This window comes from Bordetella pseudohinzii (assembly GCF_000657795.2).
GTDB classification, from domain to species: Bacteria; Pseudomonadota; Gammaproteobacteria; order Burkholderiales; family Burkholderiaceae_B; genus Bordetella; species Bordetella pseudohinzii.
The window spans coordinates 142,149-157,199 of the sequence record NZ_JHEP02000001.1; the positions used below are offsets into that span (position 1 = coordinate 142,149).

Below are 15,051 nucleotides of genomic sequence, written 5' to 3' on the forward strand. Positions count from 1 at the left end.
CGCCGCCATGCGGCAGCGCCTGGCCGACCTCCTGCATGCCGATACGCGGCGCCTGGCGCTGCTGCGCCAAGTGCGCGCCCTGGCCCTGCCCGACGCCTGGATAGGCGCGGGCTTTGTGCGCAATGCCGTCTGGGACGCGCTGGCCGGGCGCCCGCCCCGCCTGCCCGCCGACATCGATGTGATCTGGTTCGACCGCTTGCGCGCCCAGCCGCTGCGCGACGCGGCACTGGAGCGCCGGCTGGCGCGCTCCGGTCCGCCCGCCCCCTGGTCGGTCAAGAACCAAAGCCGCATGCATGCGCGCAACCAGGACGCCCCCTATGCCTGCTGCGGCGACGCCCTGCGCTGCTGGCCCGAAACCGCCACCGCCGTCGCGGTGCGGCTGGACGCCGGCGACCGGATCGAGATCCTCGCGCCGCTAGGCCTGGACGACCTCTTTGCCGGCATCGTCCGCCCCACGCCGCGCTTCCAGGGCGCCAAGCACGCCCTGTTCCAGGCCCGCCTGCACGAGAAGCAGTGGCTGGCGCAATGGCCTTTCCTGCGCCTGCCGCCCTGATTCCTCGCCAAAAAAAAGGGGACGCAATATAGCCGCCCGTGCGTCATGACGACAGGAAGCGAAAACAAAACAATGCGCGAATAGGATTATGTATTTTCGCTTTTGTTGTTTTATGATGTAACCATGACACTCAACCCTCGCCAAAGCGCCCTTTTGGAACGTGTCCGATCCCAGGGGTCGGCCACCATCGAAGAACTGGCGCGCGCCTTCGACGTGACGCTGCAGACCGTGCGCCGCGACGTCAACCTGCTGGCCGACGCCGGCATGCTGTCGCGCTTTCATGGCGGCGTGCGCAGCGAGGCCTCCACCATCGAGAACATCGCCTATCGCCAGCGCCAGGGCCTGCATGCCGAAGCCAAGCGGCGCATCGCCGAGGCCGTGGCGCGCGCGGTGCCCGATGGCTGTTCGCTGCTGATCAATATCGGCACGACCACCGAGGCCATCGCCCGCGCCCTGCTCAAGCACCGCGGCTTGCGCGTCATCACCAACAATCTGCATGTGGCCGACATCCTCTCGGACAACCCGGATTGCGAGGTCATCGTCGCCGGCGGCGTGGTGCGCCCGCGCGACCGGGGCATCACGGGCGAGGCGACCATCGAGTTCATCCGCCAGTTCAAGGTCGATATCGGCCTGATCGGCATCTCCGGCATCGAGGCCGACGGCACCTTGCGCGACTACGACTTCCGCGAGGTGCGCGTGGCCCGGACCATCATCGAGCAGTCGCGCGAGGTCTGGCTGGCCGCCGACAGCAGCAAATTCCAGCGCCAGGCCATGGTCGAACTGGCGCCGATCTCCCGCATCACCCGTTTTTTCACCGACACCGAGCCCCAGGCGCCGCTGGCCCAGATCCTGCGCGATGCTGGCGTGCGCTGCGACGTCGCCACCGACGCTTCCTGATTTTTCCCGCCCAACATGAATCCAAGCACTTCCGACGCCATGCCCTCGCGCGCAGAACTTCTCGCCCGCCTGGAGACCTCCGACCCCTGGGACGTGATCATCATCGGCGGCGGCGCCACCGGCCTGGGCACCGCCGTGGACGCGGCGTCGCGCGGCTTTCGCACCTTGCTCATCGAGGGCGCGGACTTCGCCAAGGGCACGTCCAGCAAGGCCACCAAGCTCGTGCATGGCGGCGTGCGCTACCTGGCGCAGGGCAATATCAGCCTGGTGCGCGAGGCGCTGCACGAACGCGGCCTGCTCAACCGCAATGCGCCCCACCTGGCCTGGCCGCTGGGTTTCGTGGTGCCGGCCTATTCGCTGCTGGACCAGCCTTTTTATGGCGTGGGCCTGAAGGTGTACGACATGCTGGCCGGCGCGCTCAACCTGGCGCCCAGCCGCTGGCTGTCGCGCGACGAGACGCTGACCCACGCGCGCACGCTGGCTCCCGAGATCAAGGGCAAGCGGCTGCGCGGCGGCGTGCTGTACTACGACGGCCAGTTCGACGACGCGCGCCTGGCCGTCTCGCTCATGCGCACGCTCTTTGACCAGGGCGGCACGGCCATCAACTATGTGCGCGTCACCGGCCTGAGCCGCGACGCGCAGGGCCGCGTCGATGGCGTGCAGACCGAGGACGCCATCGATGGCGCGCGCCATGCCATACGCGGCAAATGCATCGTCAACGCCACCGGCGTCTGGGTCGACGCGGTGCGCCGCATGGACGATCCCGCCGCGCAGACCATGGTCGCGCCCAGCCAGGGCGTGCACCTGACGCTGCCGCGCGACTTCCTGCCCGGAGACGAAGCCATCCTGGTTCCCAAGACGGATGACGGCCGTGTGCTCTTCATGGTGCCCTGGAACGGCCACACCATTGTCGGCACCACCGACACGGCGCGCCAGGACCTGCCCGCCGATCCGCGCCCGCTGCCGGGCGAGGTGGAGTTCATCCTGGAAACGGCGGCGCGCTATCTCACGCGCAAGCCCACGCGCGCCGACGTCACCAGCGTATGGGCCGGGCTGCGGCCGCTGGTCAAGGCCACGGGCGAGGCGTCGACCAAATCGCTATCGCGCGAGCACACCATCCTGGTCTCCAAGAGCGGCCTGATCACCGTGACCGGCGGCAAGTGGACCACGTATCGCAAGATGGCCCAGGACGTGGTGGACACCGCCATCGAAAACCAGCTGCTGCCCCAGGCCGCCTGTCGCAGCGCCGACCTGCGCCTGCACGGCGCGCCGGCGCCCGGCGCCCGGCTGGCCGCGCCCCAGGGCACGCCCGATAGCTATTACGGCACCGACCTGCCGGCCTTGCGCGCCCTGCCCGGGGCCGACCGCATGCTGGTCAAGGCCAGCGGCCTGACCGAAGCGCATGTGCGCTATGCGGCGCGCCATGAGCTGGCGCGCACGGTCGAGGATGTGCTGGCGCGCCGCAACCGCGCGCTGTTCCTGGATGCCGAAGCCGCGCAGCTGGCCGCGCCCGAAGTGGCCCGCCTGCTGGCCCAGGAGTTGGGCCATGACGCGGCCTGGCAGCAGCGCACGCTGGCCGACTTCGAGGCCGTGGCGGCGACCTTCCGCCTGCCGCCGGCCTGAGGCGGGTTCAGCCGCGCGCCAGCGCGGCCAGCAGGGCCCGGGCGGCGCCGGCCGACGACGCCGGGTTCTGCCCGGTGATCAGGAGGCCATCGCGCACCACATGCTCGGCGAAAGGCTGGGGCGCGGCGCTATAGCTGGCGCCCAGCCGCTTGAGCTCGTCTTCCACCAGAAAGGGCACGACCGCCGTCAATTGGACGGCCGCTTCTTCGGCATTGCTGAATCCGGTCACCTGGCGCGCGGCCACCAGTGGCTTGCCGTCCGGCGCCTTGGCATGGCGCAGCACGCCCGGGGCGTGGCAGACCGCGGCCACGGGCTTGCCGGCGGCCAGCATGGCCTCGATCAGGCCCACCGAATGACGGTCTTCGGCCAAGTCCCACAGGGGCCCATGCCCGCCCGGATAGAACACCGCATCGAAATCCGCCGCGCTCAGTTCATCCAGCTTGCGCGTGGCGGCCAATTGCGCGCGCGCCGCATCGTCGGCGGCAAAGCGGCGGGTCGCGTCGGTCTGCGCGCCGGGCTCATCGCTCTTGGGATCCAGGGGCGGCTGCCCGCCCGCGGGCGAAGCCAGCGTGATCCGGGCGCCGGCCTCGCGCAGGACGTAATAGGGCGCGGCGAATTCCTCCAGCCAGAAGCCGGTCTTGCGGCCGGTATCGCCCAGGCGGTCATGCGAGGTGAGCACCATGAGCACCCTCATGTTTCGTCTCCCACGCGCACGATGCGCTTGCCCGCGTTTTCGCCCCGCAACAGGCCGATGAGGCCGCGGCCCGCGGCCTCCAGGCCCTCGACGATATCCTCGCGGTACTTGATGTAGCCCTGCTCCAGCCAGCCGCCCATGATCTGCCGGAATTCGCCGAAGCCTTCGGGATAGTCCTGCATGATGATGAAGCCCTGCATGCGGATGCGCTTGCGCAGCAGCGTGCCCATGAGGGCGGGCAGGCGGTCCGGGCCGGCGGGCGGCTCGGTGGCGTTATAGGCCGAGATCAAGCCGCACACCGGCACGCGGGCGCGCGGATTCAGGCGCGGCAGCACGGCGTCGAAGACCTTGCCGCCCACGTTCTCGAAATAGACATCGATGCCCTCGGGCGTGACCTCGGCCAGGCGCCCGGCCAGGTCGGCGGCCCGATGGTCCACGCAGGCGTCGAAGCCCAGTTCCTCGACCGCGTAGCGGCACTTGTCCACGCCGCCGGCGATGCCCACGACACGGCAGCCCTTGATGCGGGCCACCTGCCCCACCACCGAGCCCACCGCCCCGCTGGCCGCGGCCACGACCACGGTCTCGCCCGGCTTGGGCTGGCCGATATCGAGCAGGCCCATGTAGCCGGTATAGCCCGGCATGCCCAGCACGCCCAGCGCATAGGAAGGATGACGCGCCGCGCTGCCCAGCCTGAGCAGGCCGCGGCCATCCGACAGGGCGTAGTCCTGCCAGCCGCTTTGCGCCAGCACCCATTCGCCCACCGCATAATCCGGATGCTGGCTGGCGGCCACGCGGCACACCGTGCCGCCCACCATGACTTCGCCCAGCTCGACCGGCTTGGCATAGGAAGGCGCGTCGCTCATGCGTCCGCGCATATAAGGGTCCAGCGAGAGATAGACGGTGCGCAGCAGAATCTGCCCCGGCCCGACCCGCGGCACGGCCTCGGTCTCCAGGCGGAAGTCGGTCTCCAGGGGCTCGCCCTGCGGACGGCGGGCAAGCACGATGCGGCGATTGACGGTGGCGGATTGCTGGGTCATGCGCGGCCTCCTTGGCGATGTCCCTACCCTTTTACACCAGGGCTGCGGCGGCGCACAAAACCCGGCCCTCTTTTAATTAATTTCTTCATTAATTAAAATCGGCGGCATGGCTGCCTCCCGTCCCGCCCGCCGTCCGGGCCGCCCCGCCCAACCCGATGCCAGCGCCACGCGCGCGCTGCTGCTCGATACCGCCACCGCGCAATTCGCCCGGCATGGCGTGGCCGCCACCACCATCGCGCATATCGCGCGCGCGGCCGGTCTCACGCCGGCCATGGTGCATTACTACTTCCGCAACCGCGAGGCCCTGCTCGACACCCTGGTGGCCGAGCGCCTGGTGCCGCTCATCGAGTACGTCTGGGAGCCGCCGGCCAAGGCCCGCGGGCCGCGCGAGATGGTGCGCGCCATCGTGGCCCGCCTGATGGAATGCGCCGCCCAGCGCCCCTGGCTGCCGCCGCTGTGGATGCGCGAGGTCGTCAACGAGGGCGGCGAACTGCGCGAGCGCGTGCTGGCCCATCTGCCCATCGAGCGGCTGCGCGGCTTCGCCCAGGCGCTGGCGCAGGCGCAAGCTCGCGGCAAGGTCCACGCCGACATCGATCCCCGGCTGGTCTTTCTATCCATCCTCGGCATGACCCTGCTGCCGCTGGCCACCGCCGGCATCTGGCGACGGGTCTGGGCGCAGGAGCCGGCGCTGGATACGGCGACCGTCGCCGCCCACGCCTGCGCCCTGATCGAGCACGGGCTCTTTCCTTCTCCTTCCCGCCGCCCATGACCCTGCCCATGACCCCGTCCATGATCCGGCTGGCGCGCCTTGCCGCCCTGGCCCTGGCGTCCTGCCTGCTCGCGGCCTGCGGCCGCGAGCAGGCGACGGCCTATCAAGGCTATGCCGAAGGCGAGTTCGTCGCCGTGGCGCCCACCCAATCGGGGCGCCTGCTCACGCTGGATGTCGAACGCGGCCGCCAGGTGGATGAAAACGCCCTGTTGTTCACGCTGGAGCACGACCGTGAAAGCGCCGCGCGCGACGAGGCCCGCGCGCGCCTGGCCGCCGCGCAGGCGCAGTTGGCCGACACGGCCAGCGGCAAGCGCCCGCCCGAAGTGGACGTGGTGCGCGCCCAGCTGCTGCGCGCCCAGGCCGAACAGACGCGCAGCGATGCCCAGCTCGCGCGCGACACGCGCCAATACCGCGACGGCGGCATCTCGCGCCAGGAGCTGGACAACAGCCGCGCCCTGGCCGACGCCAATCGCGCGCAGGTGCGCGAGCTGCGGGCGCAGTTGCAGGTCGCCGCCCTGCCCGGCCGCGATCAGCAGCGCCAGGCCCAGCAGGCCGATGTGCAGGCGGCCCAGGCCGCGCTGGCCCAGGCCGAATGGACCCTGGCGCAGCGCCGCGCCGAGGCGCCCGCCGCCGCCCTGGTGTTCGACACGCTCTACCGCCCCGGCGAATGGGTGGCCGCCGGCAGCCCCGTCGTGCGCCTGCTCCCGCCGGGCAATATCAAGCTGCGTTTCTTCGTGCCGCAGGACGAGCTTGGGCGCTTGCGCCTGGGCCAGGCGCTCGAGGCGGCCTGCGACGGCTGCGGCGCCCCCATCCCCGCGCGCATCAGCTATATCGCCACCCAGGCCGAGTACACGCCGCCCGTGATCTACAGCCGCGAAGTGCGCGGCAAGCTGGTCTTCATGGTCGAGGCGCGTCCGCAGGCCGACCAGGCCACGCGCCTGCATCCCGGCCAGCCCGTGGATGTGCGGCTGGACGGGACGGCGCAATGACGGACAGCGCGCCGGTCATCGATGTGCAGGGCCTGTCCAAGCGCTTTGGCGGCAAGCTGGTGGTCGACCAGGTGTCATTGCAGGTCGGGCGCGGCGAGATCTATGGTTTTCTCGGGCCCAATGGCAGCGGCAAGACGACCTGCATCCGCATGATGTGCGGCCTGCTCACGCCCGATGCCGGCAGCGGCAGCTGCCTGGGCTACGACATCCTGCGCGACAGCGGCAGCATCAAGCGCCACGTCGGCTATATGACGCAGCGCTTCTCCTACTGGGAAGACCTCACCATCCGCGAGAACCTGGATTTCGTGGCGCGCATCTACGGCATGCCCGCCCGCCGCCAGGCCGTGGACCGCGCGCTGGAGCAACTGCGCCTGCAGGGCCGCGCCGGCCAGCTGGCGGGATCTTTGTCCGGCGGCTGGAAACAGCGGCTGGCCCTGGCGGCCTGCCTGCTGCACGAGCCGCAATTGCTGCTGCTGGACGAGCCCACCGCCGGCGTGGATCCGACCGCGCGGCGCGACTTCTGGGAGGAGCTGCACGCGCTGGCCGCGCAAGGCATTTCGGTGCTGGTCAGCACCCACTACATGGACGAGGCCGAGCGCTGCCACAAGCTGGCCTACCTGGCCTATGGGCGCATGCTCGCCCAGGGCACGGCCGAGAGCATCACCGCCAGCCAGCAGCTGCAGACCTGGGCCGTGCGCGGCGCCGACCTGGTGCCGCTGGGACAATGGCTGCGCGGACAGCGCGGCGTGGCCCAGACCGTGGCCTTCGGCAATGCCCTGCACGTCAGCGGCCAGGCCGGCGGCCCGCTGGAGCAGACCCTGCGCCAGGCCGCCCAGGCGCGCGGCCTGAAGATAGAGCCGGTCGAGACCAGCCTGGAGGATGTCTTCATCTATCTCATGAGCCGCGCCAGCGACAACTTCGGGAGCCGGCCGTGAACACGCCGCGCGAGGCCGGCCGGTTTTTTTCCTGGCGCCGCTGGTGGAGCATGGTGCTGAAAGAGTTCCTCCAGCTGCGCCGCGACCGCATCACCTTCGGCATGATCATCATCCTGCCGCTGGTGCAGCTCGCGCTCTTCGGCTACGCCATCAACACCGATCCCAAGCAATTGCCCACCGCCGTGCTGGCGGCCGACCAGAGCGAATTCACGCGCAGCTATATCGCCGCCATGTCGGCCTCCGACTACTTCAAGATCGTGCCGGCGCTCAAGGACGAAGCCAGCGCCCGGCGGGCCCTGGCGCGCGGCGACGTGCTCTTCGTCGTATCCATCCCGCCGGACTTCACGCGCAAACTGTTGCGCGGCGAGCGGCCGTCCCTGCTGATCGAGGCCGACGCCACCGATCCGCTGGCCACCGGCATGGCCATCGGCGCGGCCGCGCAGCTGGCCGACAGCGTCACGCGCCGCGACCTGACCGGGCCGCTGGCCTCGCTGGCCGGCGGCCCGCCCGCCTTCGGCGTCCAGGTGCACAGGCTCTACAACGAAGAGCAGGTCTCCCAATACAACACCGTGCCGGGCCTGATCGGCATGGTGCTCACGCTCACCCTGGTGATGATCACGGGCCTGGCCATGACGCGCGAGCGCGAACGCGGCACCATGGAGAACCTGCTCGCCATGCCGGTCACGCCGCTGGAGGTGATGACGGGCAAGATCATGCCCTATATCGCCATCGGCCTGATCCAGGCCACCATCACGCTCACCGCGGCCCGCTTTGTCTTCCATGTGCCTTTCGAAGGCAGCCTGCTGGCCGTCTACCTGACCACCCTGCTGTTCGTGGCGGCCAACCTGACCGTGGGCATCACGCTGTCGTCGGTGGCGCAGAACCAGCTTCAGGCCCTGCAGCTGGCGATGTTCTACTTCCTGCCCAATCTGCTGCTCTCGGGCTTTATGTTTCCCTTCCTGGGCATGCCGGCCTGGGCGCAGGCCATCGGCAATGTCCTGCCGCTGACCTATTACAACCGGCTGATCCGCGGCATCCTGCTCAAGGGCAATGGCTGGATCGACCTGTGGCCCAGCATCTGGCCGCTGATCGTCTTCACGCTGGTCATCATGGGCCTGGCCTTGCGCTTCTATCGCCGCACCCTGGACTGAGCATCCCTATGGCCATTCATGCTTCGCTCTCGAAATACCTGCCCGCGCTGGCCCTGCTGCTGGCCGGCTGCGCCGCGGGCCCCGACTTCCAGCGTCCCGTCTCCGAGGCCGCGCCGCTGGACCTGCCCGCCCGCGTCGGCCAGGACGGCGATGCGCAGACCCTGCGGGCCGGCGCCGACGTGCCGGCGCAATGGTGGCAGCTCTTTCGTTCGCCCGCGCTGGACAGCCTGGTGCGCCAGGCCCTGGCCGACAGCCCCACGCTGGCCCAGGCGCGCGCCAAGCTCGCGCAGGCGCGCGAAGCCGTCAACGCCGAGGCCGGCGCGCGCCTGCTGCCGGCCGTGGACGCCAACCTGTCGGGCGCGCGCCAGCGCGTCGACCCCTCCTCCATGGGGATCGCCGTGCCCCAGCCGCCGCCCTTCACGCTGTACAACGCTTCGATCTCGGTGGCCTATACCCTGGACGCCTGGGGCGGCGAGCGGCGCGCCGTCGAGGGTTATGCGGCCGAAGCCGAGCGCGCGGCCTATGAATGGCAGGCGGCCCGCATGACGCTGGCGGCCAATGTGGTCACGACCGCCATCCGCCAGGCCGGCCAGCGCGAAACGCTGCAGGCCGCCACGGCCCTGGCCGAGGCGCAGCGCGAGCAATTGCGCATCGTGCGCAAGCGGCTGGATGCCGGCGCCGTGCCGCAGCGCGAATGGCGCGCGCAGGCCGCGCTCACGGCGCAGACCGAAGCCCAGCTGCCGGCGCTGCGCCAGGCGCTGGCGCGCAGCACGCATCAACTGGCCGTCTACCTGGGCCGCGATCCGGCCTCGCTGCCGGACACCGGCCTGACACTGGCCAGCCTGACGCTGCCGGCCGACGTGCCGGTCAGCCTGCCGTCGGCGCTGGCGCGCCAGCGCCCGGACATCCTGGCCGCCGAAGCGGCCTGGCACCGCGCCGCCGCCGATGTGGGCGTGGCCACGGCCAATCTCTACCCGCGCCTGACGCTGAGCGCCGGATTCGGCACCCAGCGCACGCACGCGGGCGACCTGGGCAATGGCGTCAACATCTGGAATCTCGGGCTGGGCCTGGCCCAGCCGCTGTTGCGCGGCGGCGAGCTGCGCGCCCGCAAGCGGGGCGCCGAAGCCGCCTACGACGCGGCGGCGGCGGCCTATCGCGACACGGTGCTGCAGGGCTGGCGGCAGGTCGCCGACAGCCTGCGCGCGCTCGAGCACGATGCCCAGACGCTCGCGCGGCAGCGCGAGGCCGAGGCCCAGACCGAAGCCGTCTACGCCACCGCCAGCCGCCAATACCGCGAAGGCGGCATCAGCCAGCTGGCGCTGCTGGATGCGCAGCGCCAGCTGCTGGCCGCGCGGCGCGACCGTATCGATGCGCTGACCAGCCGCTACACCGATACGGCCGCGCTCATGCACGCCCTGGGCGGCGGCTGGTGGAACGAGGCGCCCGCCGAGCCGGGCGTATGATGGAGGCTGTCCCGGCCCTTCTTTTCCTACATGGACGTCTTTGAGCAACTACAGGACCTGCTGACCGCGCAGGCCGCGCCCTTCCGCCTTCTGCGCCACCCAGCCGCCGGCAAGTCCGTCGAAGTCGCCGCCCTGCGCGGCACCGAAGTCAGCCAGGGCGCCAAGGCCCTGGTCTGCCGCGTCAAGATGAGCTCCACCCAGCGCAAACATGTGCTGGCGGTGTTTCCGGCCGACGGCCAGGCCGACCTGGAAGCCATCGCCCAGGCCGCGGGCGGCAAGAAGGCGGCGCTGGCCTCGCATGAGCTGGCCCGCGAACTCACCGGCTGCGAAATCGGCGCCATCCCGCCGTTTTCCTTCAACCCCGAGCTGCATCTCATCGTCGATCCCACGCTGCGCCAGCGCCACGACGAGATCGTCTTCAACGCGGGCCGCCTGGATGCGTCCATCATCATGCGCACCGACGACTACTTCCGCATCGCCCAACCCGAACTCGCCGCCTTCGTGCGCGCCTGATATGTGCCTGGCCGTCATCGCCCTGAACCACGTGCCCGGGATACCGGTGCTTATCGCCGCCAATCGCGATGAATTCCATGCGCGCCCCACCGCGCCGGCCATGGCCTGGCCCGGCCAGCCGCGCCTGTACGCCGGCCGCGATCTGCGGGCCGGCGGCACCTGGATGGGCGCGGCCGACAACGGCCGCTACGCCGTCATCACCAATTACCGCGAAGTCGGCCGGGAGATCGCCGGCGCGCCCTCGCGCGGCGCGCTGGTCGAGCACTATCTCGGCGGTGGCCTGGCCGCGCGCGACTACATCGCCGAGGTCGCGCGCCAAGGGGCGCGCTACAACGGCTTCAATCTCGTCGTGGGCGATGCGCAAGGGGCCTGGTACTACAGCAACCGTGGGGCGGCGCCGCGCTATCTGGCCCATGGCGTCTACGCGCTGTCCAACCATCTGCTGGATACGCCCTGGCCCAAGCTGGTGCGCCTCAAGGCCTCGGTGGCGGGCGTGCTGGACCGCGGCCCGCAGCCCAACCTGCCGGCGCTGTTCGCCGCGCTGGACGATCGCGAGCCGGCCGATGACGCCTCGCTGCCCCACACCGGCCTGCCCCTGGCGCGTGAGCGCCTCTTGAGTAGTCCTTTCATCGTCAGCCCCGATTACGGCACGCGCTGCTCGACGGTGCTGCTATGGCGCGATGATGGCCAAGGCGAGCTGCACGAGCGGCGCTTCACGCCCGAGGCGCGCCTGGCCGGCGAGACCGACCTGGTCTTCCGGGCCGCATGAGCGGATCCGCGCCCATCCGGGCGGCGAACTTCGCCGGCCGCGCATGATCCAATAAAGCATACGGCCGCCACCGGATCGCGCGGGCGCGCAATGCCGGCCTCATGGGCGGCCGCGTCTTCAGAGGAGTCTCTATCATGAAGAAAAACCGCGAACGCGCGATGATCGCCGCCCTGGCGGCGGCCGGCCTGATGGCCGCCAGCGGCGCCTCCCTGGCCCAGCGGCAGCATCATGACGGCAATCTGGCCGACATGCCGCAAACCCATCACCAGGGCGAGGTGCAGTTCCTGTCGGGCGGCATCAGCGAAGGGCAGTCCGATGCCATCAAGGCCGCGGCCGGCCAATACCGCCTCATGCTCACCTTCGCGCAGCGCGCCCCCGGGGGCACGGCCCAATACCTCGCCGACATCCCGGTCGAGATCCGCGATGCGCAGGGCCATGTCGTGCTGAAGACCATCTCGGAAGGCCCCTATCTGCTGGCCAACCTGCCGGCAGGCAGCTACAGCATCAAGGTCAGTTCCAACGGCCAGGACAAGATCCAGCGCGTGACCGTCGGCGCCTCGGGCACCGCGCGCGCCATGTTCGAATGGCAGTAAGGCCGGGCCGCGCGCGGCGGCCTCAGCGCCCCGCGAACAGGATCAGGATATTCAGGATGAAGGCGGCCAGCCAGGCCAGCGAGCGCAGCGTGCCATAGCCGCCCACATACAGGGCCAGGTAGACCAGGCGCGCCACGACCCAGGCGCCCATGAGCACGGCCAGATGGGCCGGGGCCGCCTGGGTGTAGAGCGCGAACAAGACCGCCGCGAAAAAGAAGGGCAAGGCCTCGAAGCTATTGGCCTGGGCGGCGTTGGCCCGCCCGCGCCAGCCCTTTTGCGCGTCCAGCCAGGGGCGCGGGTCGCGGTTATCGAAACCCCGCCCGCCGGCCTTGCTGGCGATCGAGGCCACCAAGGGCAGCATCGCCGCCGCCACCATCAACAAAGCAATATGCGTCATGCGCCGTCCTTTACGCCGGCACCGGCCGGGCTGCCCACACCTTAGCACCACTCACGGGCATTTTCCCGCGGTTCCGGCCCGCCGCCGCCGCGCCCTGCCTACAATGCGCGCTTCACCCCGGACCAAACCGCATGATCGCCCCGCTACTGCCCTGGATGCTGATTTTCGCGGCCTACGCCCTGCTGTGGTCGCCTTCGGCGCGCAAGCCGGGCGCGGCTCTGCTGCTGGCCGGCCTGGGCCTGGCCGCCTGGCAGCAATGGCTGCTGCCGCCGGCGCTCCTGGCCTTCGCCCTGCTGCTGCTCAGCGCCGGGCTGCTGCGCCAGGGCAAGCCGGCCATGGCCTTGGCCGGCCATGCCCTCTTCATGCTCACGGCCTTGGCGCTGGCCCTGCATCTGCTGCCGGGCTTTCGCAACCCGCTGCTCATCGACGAGGCGCTCAAGCCCGGTTCGGCGCCGCTGCGCATGTATCTCAACCTGGACAAGCCGCTGGCCGCATGGTGGGTGCTGTGCGTCATGACGCCGCCCCTGCTGCGCGGCGGCTGGCGCCGCGGCCTGGGCGCGGGCCTGGCGGCGGCGCTGGGCGCGGCCCTGGCCTGCCTGGGCCTGGCCTGGCTGGCGGGCGCGATCGCCTGGGCGCCGGGCTGGCCCGCGCAAGGCTGGCTGTGGCTTGCCAATAATGCGCTGCTCGTGACGCTGGCCGAAGAAGCTTTCTTCCGCGCCTATCTGCAACAGCAGCTCACGCCGCGGCTGGGAGCCGCGCCGGCCTGCCTGCTGGCCGCCCTGCTCTTTGGATGGGCGCATTTCGCGGGCGGCCCCGGGCTCATGGCCCTGGCCGCGCTGGCCGGCCTGTTCTATGGCTGGGCCTATCATCGCGGCGGACTGGCCGCGGCCGTGCTGGCGCATCTGCTGCTGAACACCGCGCACTTCGCGCTCTTCAGCTACCCCGCCCTGGCCTAATCTTCGCCCACCCGGCCCCTGAGGCGCTTGATGCCGCCGCGCTGCACCTTGCGCTGCACGCGCCGGCGCTGCGACGCCAGGGTGGGCCGCGTCGCCCGGCGCGGCGGCGCCTTGACCAGCGCCTGGCGCAAGACGGCCAGCAGCCGCTCGACCGCCTCGGCGCGATTCTTGTCCTGGCTGCGGTAAGCCTGGGCCTTGATGACCAGCACGCCTTCCTTGGTCAGGCGCCGATCCGACAGCGCCAGCACCGCCTCCTTGACCTCGTCGGGCAAGGATGAGGCGCGCACATCGAAGCGCAGATGGACCGCGCTGGCGACTTTATTGACGTTCTGGCCGCCCGCGCCCTGGGCCCGGATCATGCCGAAATCCAGTTCGCGTTCGTCGAGATAGAGGGAGTCCTGAATGTGCAGCATCGCCATGGCGCCGGGCCGGTCAAACCTGAATTGAACCACGCCCGCGGGCCGCCGGCGGCCACAGACGGTAAAATGGCGGTTTGCATTCTGCCGGCCTGGCGCTTTCGGCCGCCGGTTCTTCATGACCTACTCCGCCAAAGAAATCTTCAAGACGCTGCAGGGCGAAGGCGCCCAGGCCGGGCGCGCGGCGGTGTTCTGCCGTTTTTCGGGCTGCAATCTCTGGTCGGGCCGCGAGAGCGACCGCGCCACGGCGGCCTGTACCTTCTGCGACACCGACTTCGTCGGCACCGATGGCGAGGGCGGCGGCAAGTTCCGCGACGCCCAGGCGCTGGCCGAGGCCATCGCCCGTGCCTGGGGGCCGCAGACCCATGGCCGCTACGTGGTGTTCACGGGCGGCGAACCGCTGCTGCAGCTGGACGAGGCGCTGATCGCCGCCGTGCATGCGCAAGGCTTCACCATCGCCATCGAGACCAATGGCACCCTGCCCGTGCCGCCCGGCGTGGACTGGATCTGCGTCAGCCCCAAGGGCCGCGCGCCGGTGGTGCAGACGCGCGGGCAGGAACTCAAGCTGGTGTTTCCCCAGGCCGACACGCCGCCCGAGGCCTTCGCCGGCCTGGATTTCGAGCATTTCTTCCTGCAGCCCATGGACGGCCCCCAGCGCCTGGCCAATACCGAAGCGGCGGTAAGTTATTGCATGGCGCATCCGCAATGGCGCCTGAGCGTGCAGACCCATAAATACATAGGCATTCCATGATTGTCCGATTCACCCGCGGAGGTGGCCGTTGATTTCCGTCACCCGCAGGCTGGAGTTCGATGCCGGCCACCGCATCCCCGATCACCGCAGCCAATGCCGCAACCTGCACGGCCATCGCTATGTGCTGGAAATCACCTTGACCGGCGATGTCGTCCAGACCCCTGGGCAGTCCGATACCGGCATGGTGATGGACTTCTCCGACATCAAGCACATCGCCAAGACCCATGTGGTCGACGTCTGGGACCACGCCTTCCTGGTCTATGAGGGCGACACGGCAGTGCGCGACTTCCTGGCCACCCTGCCCGGCCACAAGACCGTGGTGCTGGACCGCATCCCGACGGCCGAGAACCTGGCGGCCATCATCTTCGATTTGCTCGCGCCCCATTATCAAGACGCCTATGGCCATCACCTGAGGCTGACGCGCGTGCGCCTGTACGAAACCCCCAATTGCTGGGCCGACTGCGACGGCGCCTGAGCCCCCCAAAGCGCCGAATCCGGCGCTTTTTCATTTCCGCGTCAGCTTCCCACCCATAGCGGGAATCCAT

The 15,051-nt window shown here is 70.1% G+C and carries 18 protein-coding genes; 14 read left to right on the forward strand and 4 right to left on the reverse strand.

Annotation, left to right across the window (positions count from 1 at the left end; translation table 11 throughout):
* The first annotated feature begins 7 nt into the window (after window positions 1–7).
* The 3 genes from L540_RS00625 (at window position 8) to L540_RS00635 (ending at window position 3,073) form a co-directional block, all read left to right on the forward strand.
* A complete protein-coding gene (locus L540_RS00625) occupies window positions 8–553 on the forward strand; it encodes a nucleotidyltransferase family protein (RefSeq protein WP_043209209.1) in 546 nt (181 codons plus the stop codon).
* Between the two features lie 123 nt (window positions 554–676).
* Window positions 677–1,450 carry a DeoR/GlpR family DNA-binding transcription regulator gene (locus L540_RS00630; protein ID WP_043209211.1) on the forward strand — a complete coding sequence of 258 codons (774 nt, stop codon included), beginning with the start codon at window positions 677–679 and terminating at the stop codon, window positions 1,448–1,450.
* Between the two features lie 15 nt (window positions 1,451–1,465).
* Window positions 1,466–3,073, forward strand: a complete 1,608-nt coding sequence (locus L540_RS00635) for a glycerol-3-phosphate dehydrogenase/oxidase (protein WP_043209212.1) — start codon at window positions 1,466–1,468, stop codon at window positions 3,071–3,073.
* Window positions 3,074–3,080: 7 nt separating this feature from the next.
* On the opposite strand, the gene L540_RS00640 is transcribed toward L540_RS00635, so the two are convergent.
* Complete coding sequence (locus L540_RS00640; RefSeq protein ID WP_043209215.1) at window positions 3,081–3,767, reverse strand: type 1 glutamine amidotransferase domain-containing protein; 687 nt, start codon at window positions 3,765–3,767, stop codon at window positions 3,081–3,083.
* Window positions 3,764–4,804, reverse strand: coding sequence for an NADP-dependent oxidoreductase (locus L540_RS00645; RefSeq protein WP_043209217.1), 1,041 nt, complete (start codon window positions 4,802–4,804; stop codon window positions 3,764–3,766). Before L540_RS00645 ends, L540_RS00640 begins: the two co-directional genes overlap by 4 nt.
* 106 nt (window positions 4,805–4,910) lie before the next feature.
* Between L540_RS00645 and L540_RS00650 the strand changes: the two genes are divergently transcribed.
* From L540_RS00650 to L540_RS00685, 8 genes are all read left to right on the forward strand, one after another.
* A complete protein-coding gene (locus L540_RS00650) occupies window positions 4,911–5,573 on the forward strand; it encodes a TetR/AcrR family transcriptional regulator (RefSeq protein ID WP_043209219.1) in 663 nt (220 codons plus the stop codon).
* The gene (locus L540_RS00655) at window positions 5,570–6,562 is read left to right on the forward strand and encodes an HlyD family secretion protein (RefSeq protein WP_043209221.1); all 993 of its coding nucleotides are present in this window, start codon (window positions 5,570–5,572) and stop codon (window positions 6,560–6,562) included. The genes L540_RS00650 and L540_RS00655 overlap by 4 nt, the downstream gene beginning before the upstream one ends.
* Window positions 6,559–7,497 carry an ABC transporter ATP-binding protein gene (locus L540_RS00660; protein ID WP_043209225.1) on the forward strand — a complete coding sequence of 313 codons (939 nt, stop codon included), beginning with the start codon at window positions 6,559–6,561 and terminating at the stop codon, window positions 7,495–7,497. Before L540_RS00655 ends, L540_RS00660 begins: the two co-directional genes overlap by 4 nt.
* Before the next feature lie 50 nt (window positions 7,498–7,547).
* Window positions 7,548–8,648, forward strand: a complete 1,101-nt coding sequence (locus L540_RS00665) for an ABC transporter permease (RefSeq protein ID WP_048025749.1) — start codon at window positions 7,548–7,550, stop codon at window positions 8,646–8,648.
* Window positions 8,649–8,656: 8 nt separating this feature from the next.
* A complete protein-coding gene (locus tag L540_RS00670) occupies window positions 8,657–10,111 on the forward strand; it encodes an efflux transporter outer membrane subunit (protein ID WP_043209227.1) in 1,455 nt (484 codons plus the stop codon).
* 30 nt (window positions 10,112–10,141) lie between these two features.
* Window positions 10,142–10,624 carry a YbaK/prolyl-tRNA synthetase associated domain-containing protein gene (locus tag L540_RS00675; protein ID WP_043209229.1) on the forward strand — a complete coding sequence of 161 codons (483 nt, stop codon included), beginning with the start codon at window positions 10,142–10,144 and terminating at the stop codon, window positions 10,622–10,624.
* 1 nt (window position 10,625) lies between these two features.
* Entirely contained in the window at window positions 10,626–11,393 is a 768-nt protein-coding gene (locus tag L540_RS00680; RefSeq protein WP_043209231.1) for an NRDE family protein, read from the forward strand.
* A 134-nt stretch (window positions 11,394–11,527) separates the two neighbouring features.
* Window positions 11,528–11,986, forward strand: a complete 459-nt coding sequence (locus tag L540_RS00685; RefSeq protein ID WP_043209232.1) for a carboxypeptidase-like regulatory domain-containing protein — start codon at window positions 11,528–11,530, stop codon at window positions 11,984–11,986.
* 22 nt (window positions 11,987–12,008) lie between these two features.
* Here the strand turns inward: L540_RS00685 and L540_RS00690 are convergent, their stop codons facing one another.
* Complete coding sequence (locus L540_RS00690; protein ID WP_043209234.1) at window positions 12,009–12,383, reverse strand: MAPEG family protein; 375 nt, start codon at window positions 12,381–12,383, stop codon at window positions 12,009–12,011.
* Window positions 12,384–12,514: 131 nt separating this feature from the next.
* Between L540_RS00690 and L540_RS00695 the strand changes: the two genes are divergently transcribed.
* Entirely contained in the window at window positions 12,515–13,339 is an 825-nt protein-coding gene (locus L540_RS00695) for a CPBP family intramembrane glutamic endopeptidase (protein WP_043209236.1), read from the forward strand.
* Here L540_RS00695 and arfB read toward each other — a convergent pair.
* Window positions 13,336–13,752, reverse strand: coding sequence for an alternative ribosome rescue aminoacyl-tRNA hydrolase ArfB (gene arfB / locus L540_RS00700; RefSeq protein ID WP_043209239.1), 417 nt, complete (start codon window positions 13,750–13,752; stop codon window positions 13,336–13,338). The two genes, L540_RS00695 and arfB, sit on opposite strands and share 4 nt — an antisense overlap.
* A gap of 121 nt (window positions 13,753–13,873) precedes the next feature.
* Here arfB and queE point away from each other — a divergent pair, with 121 nt between their 5' ends.
* Both queE and queD read left to right on the forward strand, forming a co-directional pair.
* Entirely contained in the window at window positions 13,874–14,506 is a 633-nt protein-coding gene (gene queE / locus L540_RS00705; protein WP_043209240.1) for a 7-carboxy-7-deazaguanine synthase, read from the forward strand.
* A 28-nt stretch (window positions 14,507–14,534) separates the two neighbouring features.
* The gene (gene queD / locus L540_RS00710) at window positions 14,535–14,981 is read left to right on the forward strand and encodes a 6-carboxytetrahydropterin synthase QueD (protein WP_043209243.1); all 447 of its coding nucleotides are present in this window, start codon (window positions 14,535–14,537) and stop codon (window positions 14,979–14,981) included.
* The last annotated feature ends 70 nt before the right edge of the window (window positions 14,982–15,051 follow it).

Bases quoted from the DNA above. Each gene is read 5' to 3' on its own strand.
- L540_RS00680 (WP_043209231.1), top strand. From the start codon at position 10,626: ATGTGCCTGGCCGTCATCGCCCTGAACCACGTGCCCGGGATACCGGTG.
- L540_RS00640 (WP_043209215.1), bottom strand. From the start codon at position 3,767: ATGAGGGTGCTCATGGTGCTCACCTCGCATGACCGCCTGGGCGATACC.
- L540_RS00670 (WP_043209227.1), top strand. From the start codon at position 8,657: ATGGCCATTCATGCTTCGCTCTCGAAATACCTGCCCGCGCTGGCCCTG.
- L540_RS00665 (WP_048025749.1), top strand. From the start codon at position 7,548: ATGGTGCTGAAAGAGTTCCTCCAGCTGCGCCGCGACCGCATCACCTTC.
- L540_RS00635 (WP_043209212.1), top strand. From the start codon at position 1,466: ATGAATCCAAGCACTTCCGACGCCATGCCCTCGCGCGCAGAACTTCTC.
- L540_RS00655 (WP_043209221.1), top strand. From the start codon at position 5,570: ATGACCCTGCCCATGACCCCGTCCATGATCCGGCTGGCGCGCCTTGCC.
- arfB (WP_043209239.1), bottom strand. From the start codon at position 13,752: ATGCTGCACATTCAGGACTCCCTCTATCTCGACGAACGCGAACTGGAT.
- L540_RS00660 (WP_043209225.1), top strand. From the start codon at position 6,559: ATGACGGACAGCGCGCCGGTCATCGATGTGCAGGGCCTGTCCAAGCGC.
- L540_RS00625 (WP_043209209.1), top strand. From the start codon at position 8: ATGCGGCAGCGCCTGGCCGACCTCCTGCATGCCGATACGCGGCGCCTG.
- L540_RS00685 (WP_043209232.1), top strand. From the start codon at position 11,528: ATGAAGAAAAACCGCGAACGCGCGATGATCGCCGCCCTGGCGGCGGCC.
- L540_RS00695 (WP_043209236.1), top strand. From the start codon at position 12,515: ATGATCGCCCCGCTACTGCCCTGGATGCTGATTTTCGCGGCCTACGCC.
- queE (WP_043209240.1), top strand. From the start codon at position 13,874: ATGACCTACTCCGCCAAAGAAATCTTCAAGACGCTGCAGGGCGAAGGC.
- L540_RS00630 (WP_043209211.1), top strand. From the start codon at position 677: ATGACACTCAACCCTCGCCAAAGCGCCCTTTTGGAACGTGTCCGATCC.
- L540_RS00690 (WP_043209234.1), bottom strand. From the start codon at position 12,383: ATGACGCATATTGCTTTGTTGATGGTGGCGGCGGCGATGCTGCCCTTG.
- L540_RS00675 (WP_043209229.1), top strand. From the start codon at position 10,142: ATGGACGTCTTTGAGCAACTACAGGACCTGCTGACCGCGCAGGCCGCG.
- L540_RS00645 (WP_043209217.1), bottom strand. From the start codon at position 4,804: ATGACCCAGCAATCCGCCACCGTCAATCGCCGCATCGTGCTTGCCCGC.
- L540_RS00650 (WP_043209219.1), top strand. From the start codon at position 4,911: ATGGCTGCCTCCCGTCCCGCCCGCCGTCCGGGCCGCCCCGCCCAACCC.